This is a genomic window from Pseudomonas wayambapalatensis (assembly GCF_049942315.1).
GTDB lineage: Bacteria > Pseudomonadota > Gammaproteobacteria > Pseudomonadales > Pseudomonadaceae > Aquipseudomonas > Aquipseudomonas wayambapalatensis.
Window position 1 is genome coordinate 39,622 of sequence record NZ_JBNFMU010000212.1, and the last position, 23,846, is coordinate 63,467.

Sequence of the window (23,846 nt, forward strand, 5' to 3'; positions counted from 1 at the left end):
TCGACTCAACCTTCCAGCTCGGCCCAGCGCTCGACCAGCACATCCAGCTCAGCCTGCAACGTCTCGAGCTTGGCCAGCACGTCCGACGTTTCGCCAATCGGCCGCTGATAGAAGCCAGGCGCATTCACCTCTTCCTGCAGCACCGCCATCTTCTGCTCCAGCGCATCGATCTGCCCAGGCAGCATCTCCAGCTCACGCTGCAGTTTGTAGCTCAGCTTTTTCTTGCTGCTGTCGGCCACCACAGGCGCCACGGGCTCCGGGGCGACCTCTACCGCAACCTTCTCGACCACCGCACTGTTGAGCTCGGACTTGCCGCCCTTGCTCTCGGTCACGCCCAGCAGCTTCGGCGAGCCCCCCTGGCGGATCCAGTCTTCATAGCCACCCACGTACTCACGCACCTTGCCCTCACCCTCGAACACCAGGGTGCTGGTGACCACGTTGTCGAGGAAGGCCCGGTCGTGGCTGACCATCAGTACCGTACCCTTGAAGTTGGACAGCACTTCCTCAAGCAGCTCGAGCGTCTCGACGTCCAGGTCGTTGGTCGGCTCGTCCAGCACCAGCAAGTTGGCCGGTTTGCTGAACAGCTTGGCCAGCAACAGACGCGCACGTTCACCACCAGACAGCGCCTTGACCGGCGTGCGTGCACGCTGGGGGCTGAACAGGAAGTCTCCGAGGTAACTCAACACGTGGCGATTCTGACCATCGATCTCGATGAAGTCGCGACCTTCGGCGAGGTTGTCGATCACCGTCTTCTCGAGGTCGAGCTGGTGACGCATCTGGTCGAAGTAGGCCACCTCCAGCTTGGTGCCGCGATCGACCTTGCCGGCGGTCGGCTCCAGGTCACCCAGCATGAGCTTGAGCAGGGTGGTCTTGCCGGTGCCGTTGGCGCCGAGCAGGCCGATGCGGTCCTGGCGCTGCAGGACCATGGAGAAATCCTTGACCAGCTTCGGCCCCTGAGGGTGCGCGAAGCTGACGTTTTCCAGTACCATCACCTGCTTGCCGGACTTGTCGGCGACCTCGATCTGGATGTTCGCCCTGCCCTGGCGCTCGCGACGCTCGCTGCGCTCCACGCGCAGGGCCTTGAGGGCACGCACACGACCTTCATTACGGGTACGCCGGGCCTTGATGCCCTGGCGGATCCAGACCTCTTCCTGGGCCAGGCGCTTGTCGAACAGCGCATTGGCGGTTTCCTCGGCGGCCAGCGCAGCCTCCTTGTGCACCAGGAAGCTGGCGTAGTCGCCGTTCCAGTCAATCAGCCCGCCGCGGTCCAGCTCGAGGATCCGCGTGGCCAGGTTCTGCAGGAACGAGCGGTCGTGAGTGATGAACAACACGGCGCCGTTGAAGCCGCTCAGGGCCTCTTCGAGCCAGGCGATGGCACCGATGTCCAGGTGGTTGGTCGGTTCGTCGAGCAGCAGCAGGTCAGGCTCGGACACCAGGGCCTGAGCCAGCAGCACGCGACGGCGCCAGCCGCCGGACAGCTCGGCGAGGGTCTTGTCGGCCGGCAACTGCAGGCGGCTCAGGGTGCTCTCCACGACCTGCTGCAGACGCCAGCCGTCGCGGGCCTCCAGCTCGTGCTGGACATGCATCAGCTTGTCCAGGTCGGCATCATTCTGGATGTTCTGGCTCAGGTGGTGATATTCGGCGAGCAGCGCACCGACGCCGTCGAGGCCCTCGGCGACCACATCGAACACACTGCGATCGTCGGCCACCGGCAACTCCTGCGGAAGCTCACCGATCTTCAGTGCCGGCGCACGCCAGATTTCCCCTTCGTCGGGTTTCTGCTCACCCTTGACCAGGCGCAGCATGCTCGACTTGCCGGTGCCGTTGCGGCCGATGATGCACACCCGCTCGCCACGGGCGATCTGCCAGGACACTTTGTCCAGCAGCGGCATGGCGCCGAACGCGAGGGACACATCGCTGAATTTGAGCAGGGTCATGATCATCTCCAAAAACCGGGCGCGCATTCTACCTGACTTTCACGCCTACTTCGCCCCTGCGTGACATTCCAGATGCGATGACGGCGCGCGCTTGGCGACGCGTGGTCGGCGTTAACGATTCGATACAAGCCCAATGCTTTCATCCACCGCAGGCAAACGGCTAAGCTAAGGAAACAAGATTTCAACAGTGCTGGCTTCGCCGTCACTTTTCATGGTTCAACTGCCCGGACGTATCATGCGCAGCCGCCTGTTCCAATTCGTTTCCTGCCTGGTGCTCACCGCCACGACCGCGAGTGCTGCACAGGCCATCGACATCACCCAGCAGCGCCAGTACTACGACGAGGCCAAGCGTGCCCTCGCCAAAGGCGACAAGGGCCCCTACCTGCGCTATGCCCAAGCGCTCAGCGACTATCCGCTCACACCCTACCTGGCCTACGACGAACTCACCGCGCGGCTGAAGACTGCCAGCAACGAGGAAATCGAAGGTTTCCTCGCCAAGCACGGCGACCTGCCCCAGGCCAACTGGATGAAACTGCGCTGGTTGCGCTGGCAGGCCGAACGCGGCGACTGGAAGACCTTCGCCAAATACTATGACCCGAAGCTGAACTTCACAGAACTGGACTGCCTCAACGGCCAGTACCAGTTGACCAACGGGCTGCGCGCCGAAGGCTTCGCCACCGCCGAAAAACTGTGGAACGTCGGCAAGTCGCAACCTGCGGCCTGCGATACCCTGTTCGGCCTGTGGGCCGCAGAAGGCCAGCTCACCGAGGCTCGCCGCTGGCAGCGCGCCAAACTGGCGGCCGAGGCGCGCAACTACAGCCTGGCCAACAACCTGGTGCAAACGCTCACCACACTCGGCCCACAGGGCAAGCTGCTGGTCGACGTGGCGCAAAAGCCCGAGCTGCTCAAGCAGCCTTCGCGCTTCACCCCGGTCAACGAGGCGATGTCCGATGTGGTCAGCCTCGGCCTGCGCCGCCTGGCGCGGCAGGATCCCGAGCAAGCCATGGCACTGCTCGACGACTACGCACAACGCATGCATTTCTCCCGCGACGAGAAGGTCGCCATCGCCCGCGAAATCGGCCTCACGCTGGCGCGGCGCTACGATCCGCGCGCCCTCGACCTGATGACCCGCTACGACCCGGAACTGCGCGACAACACCGTCAGCGAATGGCGCATGCGCCTGCTCCTGCGTCTCGGGCGCTGGGAAGAAGCCTACGAACTGAGCCGCCGCCTGCCCCAGGATCTGGCCGACAGCAGCCGTTGGCGTTACTGGCAGGCGCGCAGCCTGGAGCTGGCACAACCGAACAACCCGCAGATCCCACTGCTCTACAAGAATGTCTCGCGTGAGCGCGACTTCTATGGCTTCCTTGCTGCCGACCGCGCGCAGACACCTTACCAGCTCAACAACAAGCCTCTGGTGCTAAGCCAGCAGTTGATCAACAAGGTGCGCAACACCCCCGGCGTGCGCCGCGCCCTGGAGTTCCACGCCCGTGGCCAGATCGTCGAAGGGCGCCGCGAGTGGTACCACGTCAGCCGCCACTTCAACCGTGACGAAATGGTCGCCCAGGCCCGCCTGGCCTACGACCTGCGCTGGTACTTCCCGGCCATTCGCACCATCAGCCAGGCCAAGTACTGGGACGACCTGGACATCCGCTTCCCGATGGCTCACCGCGATACCCTGGTACGTGAAGCCAAGGTCCGCGGCCTGCACTCCAGCTGGGTGTTCGCCATCACCCGCCAGGAAAGTGCCTTCATGGACGATGCCCGCTCGCCGGTGGGCGCCAGCGGCCTGATGCAACTGATGCCAGGAACCGCCAAGGAGACCGCGCGCAAGTTCAGCATCCCCCTGGCCTCACCTGCGCAGGTGCTCGATCCGGACAAGAACATCCAGCTCGGCGCCGCCTACCTGAGCCAGGTACACGGCCAGTTCAACGGCAACCGCGTGCTGGCGTCGGCCGCCTACAACGCAGGCCCCGGTCGCGTACGTCAGTGGCTCAAGGGCGCCAAGCACCTGAGCTTCGATGTCTGGGTCGAGTCGATTCCGTTCGACGAGACACGTCAGTATGTGCAGAACGTGCTGTCCTACTCGGTGATCTATGGCCAGAAACTGAACGCACCACAACCGTTGGTGGACTGGCACGAGCGCTACTTCGACGACATGTGACCCGACCAAGGCCCTGCCGGAACAACCGGCAGGGCCTCATGTCGAACCGGGTTAACTTTCGGTTAATCAGCCTGCTCCAGCATGGTGCACTCAATGCACTGCCAAGGCGTCGACATGCGTGTTCTCCTGCTCTTCCTGACATTCCTGCTCGCCGGCCCGCTCCAGGCCAATCCCTTCGCTCCCAAGTCGGATTTCCTGCCGGTGAACCAGGCTTTCGTCCTGAGTCAGGATCGCCTGCCCTCCGGGCAGATGCGCCTTTATTTCCAGATCAAGGACGGCTACTACCTCTACCAGAAGCGCCTCAAATTCGACGGCATTCCCGTCGATCAGCAACCGCAACTGCCTCCTGCCCTCAACCATCACGATGAGTTCTTCGGTGATAGCGCCGTCTACCGCACCGAACTCCAATTGCTGCTGCCCGCCAATGCCACTGGAGAACTGCGACTGGGCTGGCAGGGCTGCGCCGATGCCGGGCTGTGCTATCCACCGCAAACTACGGTGATCGACCTGGGCGGCCAGCCTGCGCTCTCTGCGCCAGCCGCAGCCGACAGCGGACAAGCCAGCGACCAGGCCCTGGCCAGCGGCCTGCAACACAGCAGCCTGGCCTGGAGCCTGCTGGCCTTCTTCGGCCTGGGACTGCTGCTGGCGTTCACCCCCTGCTCCCTGCCGATGCTGCCCATCCTCGCCGGACTGGTCATGGGCAATGGCGCAAGTGCCCGACGCGGCTGGGTGCTGGCCGGGGTCTATGTATTGAGCATGGCGCTGGTGTACGCCGCCTTGGGTGTGGTCGCGGCATTGCTCGGCGCGGGCCTCCAGGCGTGGCTGCAACAACCTTGGCTGTTGGGCAGCCTGGCGGGTCTGTTCGTGTTGCTCGCCCTGCCGATGTTCGGCGCCTTCGAACTGCAACTGCCCGCCGCCGTGCGTGATCGCCTCGATCGTGCAGGTCAGGGAACACGTGGCGGCAACCTGTATGGCGCAGCGTTGCTTGGCGCGCTCTCTGGCCTGCTGATGGGGCCGTGCATGACCGCGCCACTGGCCGGTGCCCTGCTCTATATCGCCCAGAGCGGCGATGTGGTGCAAGGCGCACTGGTGCTGTTCAGCCTGGGGCTGGGCATGGGCGTACCGCTGCTGCTGTTGGTCACCCTGGGCAACCGCTACCTGCCACGCCCCGGAGCCTGGATGAACCTGGTCAAGGGCGTGTTCGGCTTCGTCTTCCTGGCCATGGCCCTGTACACCTTACGCAGCCTGCTGCCCGAGCCGCTGCTGCTGGCACTGGTCGGCGCCTGGCTGATTTCCCTGGCCTGGGCGGCCTGGCCTGCCCTGAAGCGTCTACCGGCGCTGCGCGCCCTACCGTTACTCGGTAGCCTCTGGGGTGGCCTGCTGCTGGTCGGTGCCGCCGCAGGAGGCAACGATCTCTGGCAACCGCTGCAGCCCTTCACCGGCGGTGGCACGACAACCGCCGGAAATGTCCACGATGCACGGGTCATCACCGTCAACACCCCACAGGACCTGCAGCGTGAACTGGATGCCGCCAAGGCACGCAACCAGTGGGTGCTGGTCGACTACTACGCCGACTGGTGCGTATCGTGCAAAGTGATGGAGAAACAGGTGTTCGCCCGCGGCGATGTCCAGGCCAGCCTCGACGGCGTGCAAATGCTGCGCCTGGACGTCACCGCCGACACCCCTGCCAGCCGCGAATTGCTGCAGCGCTACCAGGTTCCAGGCCCGCCCAGCCTGATCTGGATCGGCCCGGAAGGTGACGAGCGGCGCGCCCGACGCATCACTGGTGAAATCGACGCCGCTGCATTCCTGCAACACTGGGCCCAGACCAGGAGTCAAGGCTGATGCTGACGGTAACCTTGGGGCCGCTGACCATGGCCTTGAACCACCTGCTGTTGCTTGCAGCGTTGGGCATCGCCTGCCTGGTCGGCTGGTGGGTCGCTCGCCGTGGCGGCGAGAGCCCCGAATCGGCGCTGTTCAACCTGTTTCTGGTCGGGCTCCTCTGCGCCCGTGCGGGCTTCGTCCTGGAGTACTGGGCGATGTACCGCGATGACCCTGTGCAGATCATCGACATTCGCGATGGCGGCTTCCAGCTCTGGAGTGGCCTGGCGGGACTCATCGCTGCTGCCTTGTGGCAGGGTCGCCGCCGACCGGGGCTGCGCCGCCCGCTGGGCTGGGCGCTGTTCAGCGGCGCACTGTTCTGGGGGCTGGCGAGCCTGGGCAGCCACCTGTACAGCAAAGGCACAGAGCTGCCCGAACTGAGCCTGCAAAACGCCAGCGGCGAATCGGTGGCCCTGCACAGCTACCGCGGCACACCACTGGTCATCAACATCTGGGCCACCTGGTGCCCACCGTGCAGGCGTGAGATGCCTGTGCTGCAACAGGCCCAGAGCGACTACCCCGACGTGACCTTCCTGTTCGTCAACCAAGGCGAAACACCAGAGAGCGTCAGTACCTTCCTGGCCACGACCGGCCTGAGCCTTAATCACGTGCTGTTCGACGGCAGCGGGCAACTGGCGCAACGGGTCGGCTCCATGGCCCTGCCCACCACCCTGTTCTACAACGCCGAGGGACGCCTGGTCGGCAGCCACCTCGGCGAGCTATCCCGCGCCAGCCTGCACAACGCCCTGGAGCCTTTAGAGCGAGCCGTAGCGCCCGCCCCCGCCGTACAAGGAAAATGACATGCGACTGACTGCTCTCCTGCCCCTCTCCCTGGCCCTGCTCGTCGCGCCCCTGGCGCAGGCCGAGCCCTGGCCAAAGGCGATCCAGCAGATGGAAGCCAAGGGCGCGGTAATCAAGGGTACTTTCGACGCGCCCAATGGCCTGCGCGGTTATGCCGCCGAGTACCACAACAACGGCATCGCCCTGTACTTGACGCCCGACGGCAAGCACGTGCTGGTTGGCAGCCTGTTCGATGAACAAGGCCAGGACCTGAGCGCCGAACCGTTGGACAAGTTGGTCTACACACCGATGAGCAAGGAAATCTGGGCGAAGATGGAAAAGACCGCCTGGATCCAGGACGGCAAGACCGATGCGCCACGTATCGTCTACCTGTTCAGCGACCCCAACTGCCCGTACTGCAACATGTTCTGGCAACAGGCGCGGCCCTGGGTCGAGTCGGGCAAGGTGCAACTGCGCCATATCATGGTCGGCATCATCCGCCCGGACAGCCCGGGCAAATCCGCAGCGCTGTTGTCGGCAAAAGACCCTGCCAAGGCACTGCAAGACCACGAAAGCGCCGGCAAGGCCAGCACGCTCAAGGCACTGGACACAATTCCCGAAGCCACACAGAAGCAACTCGCAGCCAACCAGGCGTTGATGGAAGAAATGGGGTTGGGCGCGACGCCCGCGATCTTCTACCAGGATGAACACGGACAACTGCAGAGCCAACAGGGCGCGCCGCGCCCGGAAATGCTCGGCAAGATTCTGGGCAAGCGTTAACCTGATAAATCTGTCAGGTGCAAGACCGACGCAGCCTCCCTAGACTCGCCTTATCGAACGCTCGCGTCTGCGCGATCGGTGAACTGGAGGCGATGAGACGAGGGATTGCCGATGCCTGCCATCAACGCTGCGCGCTACCATGCCGAAACTCCGGACGTAACGGTGCTGTCCAGTGCCGCAGGCGCTACGGTGACGCTGCGCCTGCTGCGCTCCCCACAGGATGGAGCAGACATACCCGCAGCAAAACTGCTGCGTAACCGCACCCATGCAGACCCACTGACCCGCACCGTCCGCCAGTTCGGTGCCCGAGCGCTGCAGGTATCGGCAGGCGCACCGACGCTGGCCGATGCTACGACGGTAACCAGCCTCGGCGGCCAACAATTGAAGCTGCATACGACCGACGGCGATACCTCACTGTCGCTTGATGATGCCACTGGTCGGCCGCTGTGGACCTGCAACGCTCAGGGCACCCACCACAGACATACCTACGAAGCCCCTGAACAAGGCGGGCGCAAAAGCGCGATCTTCGAACATCCGGCCGCTGGCATCGCCCGTATGCGCGAGCGCCTGGTGTATGCACCCGCCACTGCCCCCGAACGCCAGCGCAACCTGGCAGGCGCGACGCTCAAGCATTTCGACAACGCAGGCCTGACTCTCACAGCCTTGCTATCACTGACCAGCGCACCTCTCGAAACCCGGCAACAACTGCTGCAGCCTCAAGCTGAACAACCCGATTGGGCGGGCAGCAGTGAAGATGATCTGGAAGAGGACGTACTGATTACCCTTAACCGATACAACGCAGCGGGCGATATGCTGGTACGCACCAACGCGGCCGGGGTAACGAGCTCGAAGACACTGGACGTCAGTGGCGCAGTACGCCAGATGCATTTGCGTCAGGGTGCCAAGGAGGCCGTGGCGCTCGCGGCTGTCACACGCAGGGCCGATGGCTTGGTCGTGGCGCAGATGTCTGGCAATGGTGTGGTCGACCTCTACGACTACTCGCCCACCAGTCAGCGCCTGATTCAACATCGCACGGAGCGCCCAAGTAACCATGCGCTGGGCTATCTGCTGATCAGCGACCTGCACTATGGCTACGATCCCGCAGGCAACATCCTCGCCCTCGATGACCAAGGTGCCGACCCTCAGTGGCATGACAACCAGCAGGCCGACGGCCTGCGCAAATACACCTACGACACCCTCTACCGCCTGATCGAGGCAAGCGGGCGCGAGCGCAGCCCGGTCGGCACCTACTGGTCCCCCTCCTTCGGACCGTCCGACCGCCAGGGCGGCAAAGTCTGGACACCCTACAGCGAACGCTATGAATACGACGACGGTGACAACCTGGTCACCTTGAGTCACAACGGTGGTGCCGGCCAGCGCACCCAGCACCTGCGTGTGTCGACCCAGAGCAACCGCGCAATGCCCCAGAGCCACGGACTGACACCAGAAAACGGCTTCCTGCCTGGCGGCCTGCAGAAACAATTGGTCGATGGCCGGGCACTGGCTTGGTTGGCCGATCACCAGTTGGGCCAGGTGCCGCTGGTCAAACGCGCCAGCGGTGCGGCAGATGATATCGAGCAATACCGATACGCCAATGGCGGCACCCGACGTCGCAAGATCAGTACTGTGCACACGGCCAACGGAATTCAGACCACCCTGACGACCTACGTCGATGACGGCGAAGTACGCCTGCGCACGCTCGAAGGCCAGCCCCTGGCACTCAAGCATGTGGTAATTATCGAAATAGAGCAGGTGCGTTGGATTGAAAATCGCCTGAATACCGATGTTAACCTGCGCTATGGGTTTAGCGACCATCTGGGCAGCAGTGCGGGAGAAACGGACGAGGTGGGAAACATCGTCTCGCGTGAGGAATACACCCCCTATGGCGAAACAGCTGGCCTGGATGAGCAAGCAGCGGAAGTCGACGGATTAACCCAACGTACGTCGCGTCATGCCGGCAAGGAGCTCGATGCCAGCGGTCTTTACTACTACGGCTGGCGATACTATCAGACGGGGTTGGGCCGATGGCTGAGTGCCGATCCCGGTGGGCTTATTGATGGCCCGAATCTGTATCGGACGAATAGAAATAATCCCCTGCGCTTTCGTGACGCTACGGGGATGTCTCCAGCAGAGACCCTTATGACTGTATTCTTAGAAATATTTGCCATCTGGCTGCTTCTGCTGAACATAGCGACGCTTATTACGAACAACCAACCCCTCTACTACCAACTCAAAGATGCAGAGAGAAACGGAACATCACTGACAGCTCCCTTATGGAAGCACTGGAGAGAATCGGGTGGCCGCCTCCATGTTGCATCCAGCGGACTAAGGGTGCTTAACATCTTTATTGTGATTACTTTAATGTTCTTGGGCTGGATCTCCCCCAATGATTCCTCCGTGCAATATTTAACCATGTTTTCCTCCATGACATCGGTCGGGACCCAACAATTTGCACAATATCGGCTGTTTAAGAAACAACGTGAAGCTGAACAAATTCGCCGTACTCAGTTGGAATCTGACGAGGCTCCCCCGTTCGAAAATGATGCTCAATCACCCGATAATCAAAACCCCGCGGGGGGCGAAAACTTCGTTCACCAGAACGCCATTAGCAGACCACACTCTCCCAGACATGGGGAACAGCGCCCGAATACGCACGACGCTATAGAGATGGCCGCCCTGCCTGCTCCATCGGCACATACCAACGCAGAAGAGGACTTCTCTGCACCGCAGCACCTCGCCATCAATATTGACGACCCCGATACAAATGATACTCAACAAGGGACGACACTGGCTCGCACGCACAGCACATCGAGCGAAGAGAATACTCTCAACCTGGAGACACTATTTCCTGACACCCCCAACGATGATTCAAACTCCAGTCGGCGCTCAAGCCTATCCAGTAGCTCTTCAACGCTGTCAAGTAACTCTTCGACGGTAAGAAAAAGACTGGGCGATTCCAGGCGTAGCATGCGTAGAAATAGCATCAACAACGCATAGCGTTAAATACAGCACGACACCAGCGCGGCTTGCCCGCGCTGGTGTCGTGGCCTGTTACGAACCTTCCAACTCCGCCATCAGATCACTCAACCGATCCACCTTATCCTCATCCAGCGCACTGCCCTGCAACCCTTCGACATACACCGCCAGCTCTTCCACGGTGCTGCACTCGAACATCGCCCGCAGCGGCACATTCAGTTGCAGACGCTTCTGCACGCGTGAGGCAATCTGCGTGGCCAGCAACGAATGCCCGCCTAGTTCGAAGAAGTTGTCGCGCACCCCGACCCGCTCAGCCTTGAGCACCTCGCCCCAGATAGCGGCCAGGGTCTCTTCCAGCTCGCTGCGCGGCGCCAGGTAGTCCTGGCTGTGCTGGCCACCGATCTCGATGACCGGCAGCGCCTTGCGATCGAGCTTGCCATTGGCATTGTGCGGCAGGTTATCGAACCAGGCCCAGTGCAGCGGCACCATGTACTCCGGCAACTCGGCACGCAGACGCTGCTTGATCTGCTCGAGCAGACCCGCATCGGCCACCACGCCCTGGTGGGCGACCAGGTAGCCAACCAGATGCTTGCCATTGGCGCCCTCCTGGACACCGACTGCCGCATCGCGAATCTGCGGCTGCTCATGCAGGCGCGCTTCGATTTCGCCAAGCTCGATACGGTAGCCGCGGATCTTCACTTGGTGGTCAATACGCCCGACATATTCGAGCACACCATCGGCACGGCGCCGCGCCAGGTCGCCGGTGCGATACAGGCGCTCGCCCGGCGCGCCATGCGGATGCGGGATGAAGGCCAGGGCCGTACGCACCGGATCGCCAACATAACCACGACCGACACCCGTGCCGGCCACGCACAGCTCGCCTACCGCGCCCAACGGTACCAGCGTCTGCTCTTCGCCGTAGAGGTACAAGCGGTTGTTGTCGGTCGGGGTGCCGATGGGCAGGTAGCTGCCGCGGGTCGAGTCGGCATCGACACGGAAGAACGCCACATCGTCCGAACATTCGGCCGGACCATAGGCGTTGACCAGGCCGATCTGCGGATAGCGCTCCAACCACTGGGCGGCCAGCTCCGGTGGCATCGCCTCGCCGGTCGGCAGCATCCAGCGCAGGCCATCCAGCGCCTGGTGGTCGTTGGCCAGCATGCCCTGGATCAACGAAGGCACGCTTTCCAGCACAGTGATGCCACGGGCCTGGACATGCGCCAGCAAGCCCTGTGGATCGTGGGCAATGGCATTCGGCACGATCTCGACACTGGCCCCGAACAGCGGTGCTGCCAGGAATTGCCACACCGAGATGTCAAAGCTCTGCGAGGCGGTCTGGGCGATCACGTCGTGTTCGTCCAGCGCCAGGTACGGCACCTTGCTCAGCTGGTTGTTGAGCATGCCGCGCTGCTCGACCATCACGCCCTTGGGCAGCCCGGTGGAGCCTGAGGTATAGATCACATAGGCCAGGTTGTCCGGCCCGCTGTAGATACCGGGGTTGTGGCCCGCGACCTGGCTGGCCTGGATATCCTCCCACACCAGCAGCTTCGGCCGTACCGCCCCGCTCAGCTCGTCGAGCAACTGACCCGCCTGCTCGGCACAGGCGGCGCTGCACACCAGTACTGGCGTGCGGCTGAGCTCGACGATACGCTGCAGACGCGCCGAGGGCAGGCCCGGATCCAGCGGCAGGTACCCCGCACCGGCCTTGAAGCTGCCAACGATCATCCCCAGCAGCGGCAGGCCACGCTCGGCCAGCAAGGCGACGGGCTGATCGATGTTCACACCGGCCGCGACCAGGGCATGCCCCAGGCGGTTGGCGGCCAGGTTGAGCCCGGCATAGTCGTAGGACGCCTCCAGGCAACGGGCAGCGATACGCTCGGGGTGCGCTGCGACGCGCGCCTCGAACAGCTCGACGTAACTCTGCTCCAGGGTATAGGCGTGCTCGGTACGGTTGCAGTCCTCGAGCAGGAAGCGCTGCTCCTCGGCCCCCAGCAGTGGCAGTGCCTGCACCTCACCCTCGAAACCTTCGACCAGCGCCAGCAACAGGCGCTTGAACTCGGCCAGCAGGCGCTCGACGGTCGGGTAGTCGAAGTAACGCTGGTCGAACGACAGGTGCAGGCCCAGGTCATCGCCCGGGTAGCACACCGCCGTCAGCGGGAAGTTGGTGTGGGTACGGCCCGAGTCGGAGCTGGCGTTCAGGTGTTGGGCGTGGTCGAGCACATTGCTCTCGACCGGCGCGTTTTCAAAAACGAACAGGCTGTCGAACAGCGCCTGCCCCTTGGGCAGCTCGCTGCATTCCTGGATCGCCACCAGCGGCAGGTACTCGTATTCGCGCAACTGCATGTTGCGATCGAGCAAGCCCTGCAGCCACTGACGCACGCTCTGGCGCTCGCCGGCCGCTGGCAGTTGCACGCGCAAGGCGATGCTGTTGATGAACAGCCCGACCGTGCGTTGCATCTGCGGCATGCTCACCGGGCGCCCGGCAACGGTCACCCCGAACACCACGTCGCGCTCGCCGCTGTAGCGGGCCAGTACCAGTGCCCAGGCCGCCTGGGCAAAGGTGTTGACGGTCAGTTGATGAGCCTGCGCCAGTTCACGCAGACGCGCCCCCTCGCTCACCTCGAGGCGGGTGTAGCAATCGCCGACGATCATGCCGTCCCCGGCGTGGTCATGGCGCAGCGGGCGGTCGCTGGGGATCGCCGTGGCGCGTTCGAAGCCGGCCAGGTTGGCCTGCCACCACTGGCGTGCTTCGTCCAGGTCCTGGCGCTGCAGCCAGCCGATGTAGTCGCGATAGCGCGGCGGCACCGGCAGCTGCGCGGCACGACCTTCGCCCAGCGCCTGGTAGATCTCGAAGAAATCGTTCATCAGCAACGAGCGGCACCAGGCATCGATGAGGATGTGATGGTTGCTCATCATGAACCAGTAGCGCTCATCGGCCACGCGCACCAGGCGCAGGTGGAACGGTGCCTCGCGCAGCAACTCGAATCCGGCTTCGCGCTCCTGCTTGTGCAGGGCCTGCAGGCGTTGCTCCTGGCTGGCGTCGTCCAGCTCGCGCCAGTCCTGGTAGTCCACCTGGGTCTTGCCCGCCTTGTGGATGATCTGCAGCATCGCTTCACCCGCGTTCCAGCTGAACGATGCGCGCAGCGCCTCATGGCGTGCGACCACCGCCTGCCAGGCCTGGGCGAAGCGCTCGGGGTCCAGCGCACTGTTGATGCGGTAGCGGTCCTGCATGTAGTAGATGCCGGTGCCCGGTTCTAGCAGGGTGTGCAGCAGCAGCCCCTCCTGCATCGGCGTCAGCGGGTAGACATCCTCGATTTCGGCTGCCGGCACCGGCAAGGTATCGATCTGCTCCTGGGTCAGTTGGGCCAGCGGGAAGTCCGACGGCGTGAAGCTACCGTTGCCCTCGCCCAGACAGTGGGCGACCAGCGCCAGCAGTTCCTGGCGATAGGCTTCGGCCAGCTCGGCGATGGTCGTTTCGTCGTAGCGCTCGGCACTGAAGGTCCAGCGCAGTTGCAAGGCACCACCATAGACCTGGCCATCCACGCTCAGCCAGTTGGGCAGTGGAGCATCCAGGTCATGGGCCAGGCCCGCCGGGGTATCCAGCGGCTGGAACACGGCATTGGTGTCGAACTGCTGATCGAACTGCCCCAGGTAGTTGAAGGTGATGCGTGCCTGTGGCAACGCCGCCATGCGCTCACGCCCCGCAGTATCGGCCAGGTAGCGCAGCACGCCATACCCCAGCCCTTTGTGCGGCACCTGGCGCAGTTGTTCCTTGATGCCCTTGATCGAAGCACTGCGCGCGGCATCGTCGTTACCGGCTGCCGGGCTCAGGCTCAGCGGATAGGCGTTGGTGAACCAGCCGACGCTGCGGGTCAGGTCGATGTCTTCGAACAGCCCTTCGCGACCATGCCCCTCAAGCTGTACCAGCACCTGCTCATCGCCGCTCCAGTGGCTCAGGGTGCGGGCCAGGGCGGTCAGCAGCAAGTCGTTGACCTGGGTGTGATAGGCCGCTGGTGCCTGCTGCAGCAGTTGGCGGGTCTGCTCGGTGTCGAGCTCGATAGCCAGGGTGCGGGCATGGCGGTGCAGGTTGCCGCCCTGCGGGTGATCGCACGGCAGTTCGCGGCGCACACGTCCCAGTTGCCCCTCCCACCAGTCCAGCTCGTCACGCAGCGAGTCGCTGCCGGCATAGCTGGCCAGGCGCGCCGACCAGTCGCCCATGGCATGGGTCTTGGCCGCCAGGGTTTCACCGCGATACAGCGCCTGCAGGTCTTCGAGCAACACACGCCAGGACACGCCGTCGACCACCAGGTGGTGGATGGCCAGCAGCAAGCGTTGCTCGCCTGCGCCATCGGTCAGCAGCAGGCCGCGCAACAGGGGCCCTTGCTGCAGGTCGAGGCTGCGCTGCACGTCGGTATAGAGCGCCTGGCAATCACTGAAGTCAGCGACTGTCGCCGTCCACAGCAGCGGCTGGGCACTCGCCTGGTCGTATTCGCCCTGCCAGCGATCTGCGGCCTGGAGGAAGCGCAGGCGCAGACTGTCGTGATGCTGCACCAGCGCCGCCAGTGCAGTCTCCAGCCGTTCGGCGTGCAGCGGCTTGCGTGCTTGCAGCAGCACCGCCTGGTTCCAGTGCTGTGGCTGCGGCACCTCGCTGTCGAAGAACCAATGCTGGATCGGGGTCAGACCGATACGGCCCTGACGCGCCCCCTGCTCCACATGCGTCGGCGCCGCGCCATGGGTGACCACGGCTGCCAGGGTCTGGATGGTCTGGTGCTGGAACAGGTCGCGCGGGGTGAACTGCAGGCCCAACTGACGGGCGCGGCTGACCACCTGGATCGACAGGATCGAGTCACCGCCCAGTTCGAAGAAGTTGTCCTGTACCCCCACGCGGGAAACGTTGAGCACCTCACACCAGATCTGCGCCAACTGTGTCTCCAGCTCATTGGTCGGCGCCTGGTAAAGCTGGTGTGCCTGCGCGAGGTCCGGCGCTGGCAGCGCCCGCCGGTCGAGCTTGCCATTGCCCATCAGCGGCAGGCGCTCGAGCAGCACCAGGTGCGCAGGCACCATGTAGTCAGGCAGGTGCTGGCGGGCATGGGCCTTCACCGCCTCGCGCAGGTGCGCCTGGGCCTCGCTGCCACCTTTGGCCTGATCACAGACCAGGTAGCCCACCAGTTGCTTGCCGCCCGGCAGGTCGAGGGCCAGGACCACGGCCTCCTCGACATCGGCGTGCTCCTGCAGGCGGCTTTCGATCTCGCCCAGCTCGATGCGGAAACCACGGATCTTCACCTGCTGGTCAGCCCGGCCGATGTACTCGACCAGCCCGTCGGCGCGCAGGCGCACCAGGTCGCCGGTGCGATACAGCCGGCCACCGTCATGGCTGAAGGGGTCGGCGACGAAGCGTTCGGCCGACAGCCCCGGACGGTCGTGATACCCCTGGGCGAGGCCCGCGCCACCGACATACAGCTCACCAATGCCACCCTGGGGCAACAGCGCCAGGTCCTCGTCGAGAATGTAGCCGGTGCGCGCCCCGATCATGCGGCCAATCGGCACGCTGCCCGCATCGGCTGACGAGGTTTCGGGTGCCAGGCATGCCAGCGGCATGACCACGGTTTCGGTCGGGCCGTAGGCATTGAAGAACTGCTGCGGAGCAAAGGCCTGACGGATGCGCTGCAGGTGTTCGCCCGTCAGCGCCTCGCCGCCGGTGATCACCAGACGCACCGGCAGTTGCTCGCCACGCGCGGCCAGGAACTGCGCCAACTGGCTACCGTAGCTCGGGGTGAAACCGAGAATGCTCACCTGCTGCTCGCGCACCAGGTCGCAGATCTCTTCTGCGCCCCATTGCCCCTGGGCACGCAGCACCACCCGTGCACCGCACAGCAGCGGCGTGAGCAGGCGTTCGCTGGCAGCATCGAAGTTGATCGAATAGAAATGCAGCTCGCAATCGTCGCTGCGCATGCCGAAGTCGGCGATCACCGCCTGGCAGTGCATGGCGATCTCGCCATGGCTGACCATCACGCCCTTGGGCTTGCCGGTGGAGCCGGAGGTGTAGATCAGGTACGCCTGGTGCTGCGGCAGGTTGAGGTTGTCCAGTGGCGCATCGCTGTAGGCGGACAGCGATGCGGCGTCGTCCTCCAGGCTCCAGGTGAGTACACCGGCCGGCAGCTCGCCGAGGGTCGCGAGCAAGTCGCGTTGGCCGATCAGCAGGCCCAGGCGGCTGTCCTCGATCATGTAGTGCAGGCGCTCGAGCGGGTATTCCGGATCGAGCGGCACATAGGCACCACCGGCCTTGAGGATCGCCAGCAGGCCGACCACCATCTGCGTCGAGCGCTCCAGCGCCAGGCCCACCCGCACCTGCGGGCCGACACCCCGCTCACGCAGGGCACGGGCCAGGCGGTTGGCCTGCTGATCGAGTTCGGCGTAGCTCAGGTGCTGGCCGGCAAAGGTCAGCGCCAGTGCCTGGGGCGTGCGCTCGACCTGGGCGGCGAACAGCCCGTGCAGGGTCTGGTCGAGGTCGAAGTCCTGCTCGCCCTGAAGTTGACCGACCAGCTCCTGCTGCTCGGCGCCCGACAGCATCGGCAGTTCGCACAAGCGCTGCTGCGGATCGTCCAGCATCGCAGCCAGCAACTGCTGCAAGTGTTCGGCCATGCGCGCGATGCGCGGCTCATCGAACAGGTCGCGGCTGTAGGTCAGGCAGCAGCCCAGTCGGCCGTCCAGGTCGGTGACTTCCAGGTACAGGTCGAACTTGGTGGCGCTGGCGTCGTTGACCAGGTAATCCACCTGCATGCCCGCCAGTGTGCGGCTTTGCTGGAAAACCCAGCGCTGCACGTTGCACATCACCTGGAACAACGGGTTGTAGGCACTGCTGCGCGGCGGCTGCAGGGCTTCGACCAATTGTTCGAACGGCAAGTCCTGGTGCGACTGGCCGTCGATGATGGTCTGGCGCATCTGCTCGAGCAACGCGGCGGCGCTCATCTGCCCATCCAGTTCGCAACGCAGCACCTGGGTGTTGAGGAAGGCACCGATCAGCCCCTCGCTTTCCGGACGGATGCGATTGGCCACCGGCGCGCCGATACGCAGGTCGCGCTGGCCGCTGTAGCGGTGCAGCAGGGCGGCCAGCGAGGCGGTCATGGTCATGAACAGGGTCAGCCCACGCTGGCTGTTGAACGCATGCACACGCTCGACCAGCGCCGGGTCGAGGTCGAAGCGGTACAGCTCGCCGCGATGGCTCTGCACCGCCGGGCGCGGGCGGTCGGTCGGCAGTGCCAGCACCGGGTGCTCGTCGCCCAGGCGTGCTTTCCAGTAGTCGAGCTGGCGCGCGCCCTCGCCGCCTTCAAGCCACTGGCGCTGCCAGACGCTGTAGTCCAGGTACTGCACTGGCAGCGGAGGCAGCGGCGATTCGCGTTCGTCGACGAAGGCTTCGTAGAGCTCGCCCAGCTCGCGGGCGAAGATGTCCATCGCCCAACCCTCGGTGACGATATGGTGCAGGGTCAGGACCAAATAGTGCTCACGCTCCTGCACCTTGACCAGGCAGGCGCGCAGCAACGGACCACGCTCCAGGTCGAACGGCTGGTGCGCCTGTTCGTCAGCCAGTTGCTGCAGGCGTTGCTGGCGATTGTCGGCCGGCAGCGTGCTGAAGTCCTGCCAGTCCAGGTGCAGGCTGCTGTCGTCGGCCACGCACTGGTAGGGCTTGCCGTCGATGCTGGGGAAGGTGGTGCGCAGGGTTTCGTGGCGTACGATCAACGCCTGCAGGGCGCGCTCGAAGGCGTCCACATGCAGCGCGCCGCGTAGACGCGCCATGCCGCCGACGTTGTATGCGGGGCTGTCCGGTTCCATCTGCCAGAGGAACCACATGCGCTGCTGCGAGTACGACAGCGGCACGGCCTGACGGCGGTCGACTCGGGCGATCTCGCCCTGCAGGTTGCACCCACCGCTGGCGCGGATCCGCGCGATCTCGGCGCAGAAGGCGCCCAGCTCACTGGCCTCGAACAGCGCCTTGAGCGGCAGTTCGACGTCGCAGGCCTGACGGCAGCGCGAAACGATCTGGGTGGCCAGCAGCGAGTGGCCACCAAGGGCGAAGAAGTCGTCCTGCAGGCCTACCCGGGGCAGGTTCAGCACCTCGCGCCAGATCGCCGCCACCTGCTGCTCCAGCGCGGACTGCGGTTCGACGTGTTGGCGTTGCTGCCAGACCGGCGTCGGCAACGCCTTGCGATCGACCTTGCCGCTCGGGCCCAGTGGCATCTGCGCCAGGTGAACCAACTGCGCCGGCACCATGTAGGCGGGCAGTTGCGCGCCGAGGGTAGCGAGCAAGGCGGCACTCTGCTCGACACCGCTGTAGTAGCCGACCAACTGCGCGCCGACGGCGTCCCGGTGGATCAGCACCAGCGCCTGCTCGACACCTGGCTGGGCCAGCAGCACCGCCTGGACCTCTTCAGGCTCAACGCGGAAGCCGCGCACCTTGACCTGCTGGTCGAGACGCCCGAGGTATTCCAGCGCAGCGTTCTGCACCAGCCAGCGCGCGCGGTCGCCGCTGCGGTACAGGCGCTGGCCGTCGCCGTCGGGCTGCGGCACGAAGCGCTCGGCGGTCAGGCCTGGGCGCCCGAGGTAGCCACGGGCCAGGCCTGCGCCACCGAGGCACAGCTCGCCCGGCACGCCCGGTGCGGTCAGTTCGAATTCATCATCCAGCACACGGCACAGCACATTGGCCAGCGGACGGCCGATGGGCGAGCGCTCGCCATCCTCGCGCTGGCTGTGCCAGTGGGTGACGTTGATCGCGGTCTCGGTCGGACCATAACGATTGTGCAACTGCACCTGGGGCAGCAACGCCAGGGCTCGGTCGCGCAGGCTGGCAGGCAACGCCTCGCCACCGGAGAACAGCCGACGCAGGCTGGTGCAACCCGCGGCCAGCGGCTCCTGGACAAACACCTGCAACAGCGGCGGCACGAAGTGCAGCGTGGTCACCCCATGCTGCTGCACCAGCGCGGCGATGCGCTGTGGATCGCGATGTTCACCGGGGCCGGCCAGCACCAGGCGGCAGCCGATGACCAGCGGCCAGAAGCATTCCCACACCGACACGTCGAAGCTGATCGGTGCCTTCTGCATCAGCACGTCGTGCTCGTCCAGCGCATAGGTGGCCTGCATCCATTGCAGGCGTTCGGCCAGGGCCGCGTGGGTGTTGCCCACGCCCTTGGGCTGGCCGGTGGAGCCGGAGGTATAGATCACATAGGCCAGGTGCTCGCCTTCCAGGTGCAGGCCTGGGGCCTGGCTGGGCCAGGTGTCCAGGTGCAACTGGTCCAGCGCGATGGTACTGACGCCCTCGACCTGGGGCAGGCGCTCGAGCAAGTTACTTTGGCTCAGCAGCAGGCCCGCGCCACAGTCGGCGAGCATGTAGGCCAGGCGTTCGGCCGGGTAGTCGACGTCCAGCGGCACATAGGCGCCGCCCGCCTTGAGGATCGCCAGCAGGCCGACCAGCAGTTGCGGCGAGCGTTCTACAGCGATGGCCACGCATGTGTCCGGGCCGACACCCTTGTCACGCAGGTAGTGGGCCAGACGGTTGGCCTGCTGGTGCAGGCTGGCGTAGTCGAGCTGACCGCCCTCCCACACCAGGGCGATGCGCTCCGGTGTCAGGCGTGCCTGTTCGTTGAGCTGCTCGACCAGCAAGGTCTTGGCGGGCTCGACCGGCGCCTGGCCCCAGGCGAGCAGTTGTGCGCGGGCTGGCTCATCCAGCAGTTGTATCTCGCCCACAGCCAGTTGCGGCTGCGCGCAGACCTGCTCGAGCAGCGCCAGCAGGTGCTGGGCCAGACGCTTGACCGTGCTGGCTTCGAACAGCTCGGCGGCGTAGTCGAAGGCCAGTGTCAGCCGGCCCTGGTGATCTTCCTCACTGTGCAGTTGCAGGTCGAACTTGGCCTCGCGACTGTGCCAGGGCAGTTCTTCGGCAAGCAGGCCGGGCAGGCGGCGCAGCGCGGACAGGTCGCGTTGCTGGTGGTTGAACATGACCTGGAACAGGCCCTGCTCGCGAGCCTGTGGCAGCGCTTCGAGCAGTTGTTCGAATGGCAGGTCCTGGTGCGCCTGGGCGCCAAGGGTGCGTTCGCGCACCTGGGCCAGCAACTGGTCGAACGGCGTACGGCCGTCGAACTCGGCACGCATGACCTGGGTGTTGATGAAGAAGCCGACCATGGCCTGGGTCTCCAGGCGCGGGCGGTTGGCGTTGGGGACGCCGACGCGGATGTCGGACTGGCCGCTGTAGCGCTGCAGCAAGGCTTGCCAGCCCGCCAGCAGGACCATGAACAGGCTCGCCTGCTGGTCACGGGCCAGGCCCTTGAGCGCTTCGCCGAGCTTGGCTGGCACTTTCATGTTCAGGCGCGCGGCACGCTGCTCGCGCAGTGCCGAGCGCGGATGGTCGGTGCACAGGTCGAGCACCGGCAAGTCGTCGCCCAGTTGCGCCGTCCAGTATTCCAACTGGCGCGCAGCCTCGCCCTCTGCCAGCCACTGGCGCTGCCAGGTGCCGTAGTCGGCGTAACCCAGCGCCAGCGGCGCAAGGCTGGCCTGCTGGCCCTGGCAGTGTGCGGCGTAGAGCCGGGCGAACTCTTCGAGCAGGATATTCAGCGACCAACCGTCGGCGACGATGTGATGCAGGGTCACCCACAGTTGGTGCTCCTCATCGCCCAGGTGTGCCAGGGTCACGCGCAGCAGCGGGCCCTCGCGCAAGTCGAACGGCTGGCGGGCCTCATGTTCGCGACGGTTGGCGATCTCGCTGGCGTCCAGCCCCTCGAGATCGGCACGCTGCAAGGTAAATTCGGCGTGCGCCAGCACATGCTGCAGGGCCTCGCCAGCCACTTCGCTGAAACGCGTGCGCAGGGACTCGTGGCGCTCGACCAGCGCCTGGAAGCTCGCCTGCAGCGCCGCCTCGTCCAACTCGCCACGCAGGTGCAGGCCGGCTGGAATGTTGTAGGCAGCGGACTGGTGCTCAAGTTGCCACAGCAACCACAAGCGGTTCTGCGCCAGCGACTGCGGCAATGCCTTGGCGCGGTCGAGGGTGGCGATGGCACCGGTGCCCTGCCCGCCCTGCTCCAGCACGCAAGCCACCGCGGCACTGTAGTCGGCCAATACCGGCGCCTCGAACAAGGTACGCAGGCTGAGCGTGATGCCCAGCTCGTCGGACAGCCGCGCGGTGACCTGGGTGGCGGCGATGGAGTTGCCGCCCAGCAGCAGGAAGTGATCGTCCGCCGCCACCGCCTCCACCTTGAGCAGTTCGCGCCACACTGTCGCGATGCGCGCCTGCAGGGCATCGCGTGAGGTGCCTTGCTCGGCGGATGCTTCATCGGCCGGGAAGCGGGCGTAGCAATCGAGGCTGCCGTCGTTCATGCGCAGGCGGCAAGCCGAGCGCTGCAGCTTGCCGCTGGAGGTCTTGGGCAGTGCCCCCGGATTGAGCAGCAACACCACCGCCGGCGCCTGGCGGCAGGCGTCGGCGATGACCTGGCGCAGGGTCTTGATCAGCGCCTCGGGGAGCATTGCCTTCTGCACGTTGCGGCTGACTTCCACCGCCACGCCGATGCCTTCTTCGCCCCGATCGTCCACGGCGAACACCGCCACACGCCCCTTGCGCAAAACATCCACCTCACGCTCAAGGGTCTTCTCCAGATCCTGCGGATAGAGGTTCTGGCCACGCACGATCAGCATGTCCTTCAGCCGCCCGGTGACGAACACCTCGCCATCGCGCATGAAGCCCAGGTCGCCGGTGCGCAGCCAGGTCTGGCCGTCCATCTCGACAAAGGTACGCGCCGTGGCCTCGGGGTTGCGCCAGTAGCCCAGCGCAATGCTTGGGCCACCGGCCCAGATTTCACCCACCCGGTTATCGCCCAGCACAGCGAGTTGCTGCGGTTCGACGATACGCACCGCATGGCCCGGCTGCGGATAGCCGCAGCTCATCAGCACGCTGCCCTTGCCAGACTCGGCGCGGTTGGCGGCGAAGGCCTCGGCATCGAGCTCCAGCGCGCCGATGCCCTGGCCGCGTCGGCTGCCGCTGACGAACAGCGTGGCTTCGGCCAGCCCGTAGCTGGCGAAGAAGCTGCTCGCCTGGAAGCCGCAGGCGGCGAACTTGCTGGCGAAGGTTTCGAGGCTGTCCTGGCGGATCGGCTCGGAACCAGAGTAGGCCACGCGCCAGCGGCTCAGATCGAGCCCGGCCAAGGCCGCTTCGCTGACCCGCTCGCTGCACAGGCGATAGGCGAAATCCGGGCCGCCGCTGATGGTGCCGCCGTATTCGCTGATCGCCTGCAACCAACGCAGGGGCCGGGCAAGGAAGTAGCCCGGCGACATCAGCACACAGGGCACGCCGCTGAAGATCGGTTGCAGCAAGCCGCCGATCAGGCCCATGTCGTGGTACAGCGGCAGCCAGCTGACGATCACGTCGTCGGGGTTGAGGTCGATGCCGAAGCCCTGGCGGATCAACTGCTCGTTAGCCACCAGATTGCCATGGCTGACCTGCACCCCCTTGGGCAGTGCGGTGGAGCCGGAGGTGTACTGCAGGAAGGCGATGTGCTCGCCGGCCAGCGCCGGTTCACGCCAGTCGTCGGCCAATTCCGGGGCCAGGCGGTCCACCGCCAGCAGGCCTGGGGCTGCGTCCGTCGCCAGGGCGTCGAGGCCCTGCAAACTGTCATGAAGCGCTTCTACCGTCAGCAGCAGACGCGGCTGGGCATCGTCGATGATCGACAGCAGGCGCTCCTGATGGTGCTGGCGCGAAGACTCCGGCGGATAGGCCGGCACTGCGATCACGCCGGCATACAGGCAGCCGAAGAACGCCGCGACATAGTCCGGACCACTGGGGAACAGCAGGATCGCGCGGTCGCCGAATGCGGCACGGGCCTGCAGGGCGGCGGCGATGGTACGGGCGCGCTGGTCCAGCTCGCGGTAGCTGAGCACCGCCTGTTCGCGGGGATCGTCGGCCAGAAAGCGCAAGGCGATCCGGTCCGGGGTCGCCGCGGCGCGTTGCGCCAGGGCCTGGACCAGCGTGAGCGGGAGTTCGAAGGCGTCCGTCATGGAGTGTTCCTGCCAGTGTCTGGGTAAGTCGGGCCGGGGCCGGGCCAGGTGCGCAAGGCACGCAGGGCGGGCGGCAGTCGGCGGCCGGATGTACACAGGGGAACGGATGGGCCGGAGAAATAATTAGAAACGTCGCTGGCCTGCGGACGACGTTCACACAGTGGTCATGGAGGGGGTGGAGCTTAGACCGCAATCGAATAGAGACTCACTTACTTCTGTATTTGACAATCATTATCATTCTGAATAGTTTGTCGCACGTCGTAGGAAGCATCGCCAAACGGTGTGCTCCCTTTCCCCAC

The 23,846-nt window shown here is 64.9% G+C and carries 7 protein-coding genes; 5 read left to right on the plus strand and 2 right to left on the minus strand.

Features of this window, described 5'->3' with window-relative positions; all coding sequences use genetic code 11:
• Window positions 1–5: 5 nt before the first annotated feature.
• Window positions 6–1,937 (minus strand): ATP-binding cassette domain-containing protein, encoded by a 1,932-nt coding sequence (locus ACPZMI_RS18565; RefSeq protein WP_186666325.1) that lies wholly within the window; start codon window positions 1,935–1,937, stop codon window positions 6–8.
• Window positions 1,938–2,172: 235 nt separating this feature from the next.
• Between ACPZMI_RS18565 and ACPZMI_RS18570 the strand changes: the two genes are divergently transcribed.
• The 5 genes from ACPZMI_RS18570 to ACPZMI_RS18590 all read left to right on the plus strand — a co-directional run bounded on the left by ACPZMI_RS18570 (window position 2,173) and on the right by ACPZMI_RS18590 (window position 10,539).
• On the plus strand, window positions 2,173–4,101 hold the full coding sequence (locus ACPZMI_RS18570) for a transglycosylase SLT domain-containing protein (protein WP_186708388.1): 1,929 nt from the start codon (window positions 2,173–2,175) through the stop codon (window positions 4,099–4,101).
• 114 nt (window positions 4,102–4,215) lie between these two features.
• The gene (dsbD, locus tag ACPZMI_RS18575; RefSeq protein ID WP_426352790.1) at window positions 4,216–5,946 is read left to right on the plus strand and encodes a protein-disulfide reductase DsbD; all 1,731 of its coding nucleotides are present in this window, start codon (window positions 4,216–4,218) and stop codon (window positions 5,944–5,946) included.
• On the plus strand, window positions 5,946–6,782 hold the full coding sequence (locus ACPZMI_RS18580) for a TlpA disulfide reductase family protein (protein ID WP_186708392.1): 837 nt from the start codon (window positions 5,946–5,948) through the stop codon (window positions 6,780–6,782). The genes dsbD and ACPZMI_RS18580 overlap by 1 nt, the downstream gene beginning before the upstream one ends.
• A 1-nt stretch (window position 6,783) precedes the next feature.
• The gene (gene dsbG / locus ACPZMI_RS18585) at window positions 6,784–7,542 is read left to right on the plus strand and encodes a thiol:disulfide interchange protein DsbG (protein WP_411382959.1); all 759 of its coding nucleotides are present in this window, start codon (window positions 6,784–6,786) and stop codon (window positions 7,540–7,542) included.
• A gap of 111 nt (window positions 7,543–7,653) precedes the next feature.
• Window positions 7,654–10,539, plus strand: coding sequence for an RHS repeat-associated core domain-containing protein (locus ACPZMI_RS18590; protein WP_426352791.1), 2,886 nt, complete (start codon window positions 7,654–7,656; stop codon window positions 10,537–10,539).
• A 54-nt stretch (window positions 10,540–10,593) separates the two neighbouring features.
• On the opposite strand, the gene ACPZMI_RS18595 is transcribed toward ACPZMI_RS18590, so the two are convergent.
• On the minus strand, window positions 10,594–23,547 hold the full coding sequence (locus ACPZMI_RS18595) for a non-ribosomal peptide synthetase (protein ID WP_426352792.1): 12,954 nt from the start codon (window positions 23,545–23,547) through the stop codon (window positions 10,594–10,596).
• Window positions 23,548–23,846 lie beyond the last annotated feature (299 nt).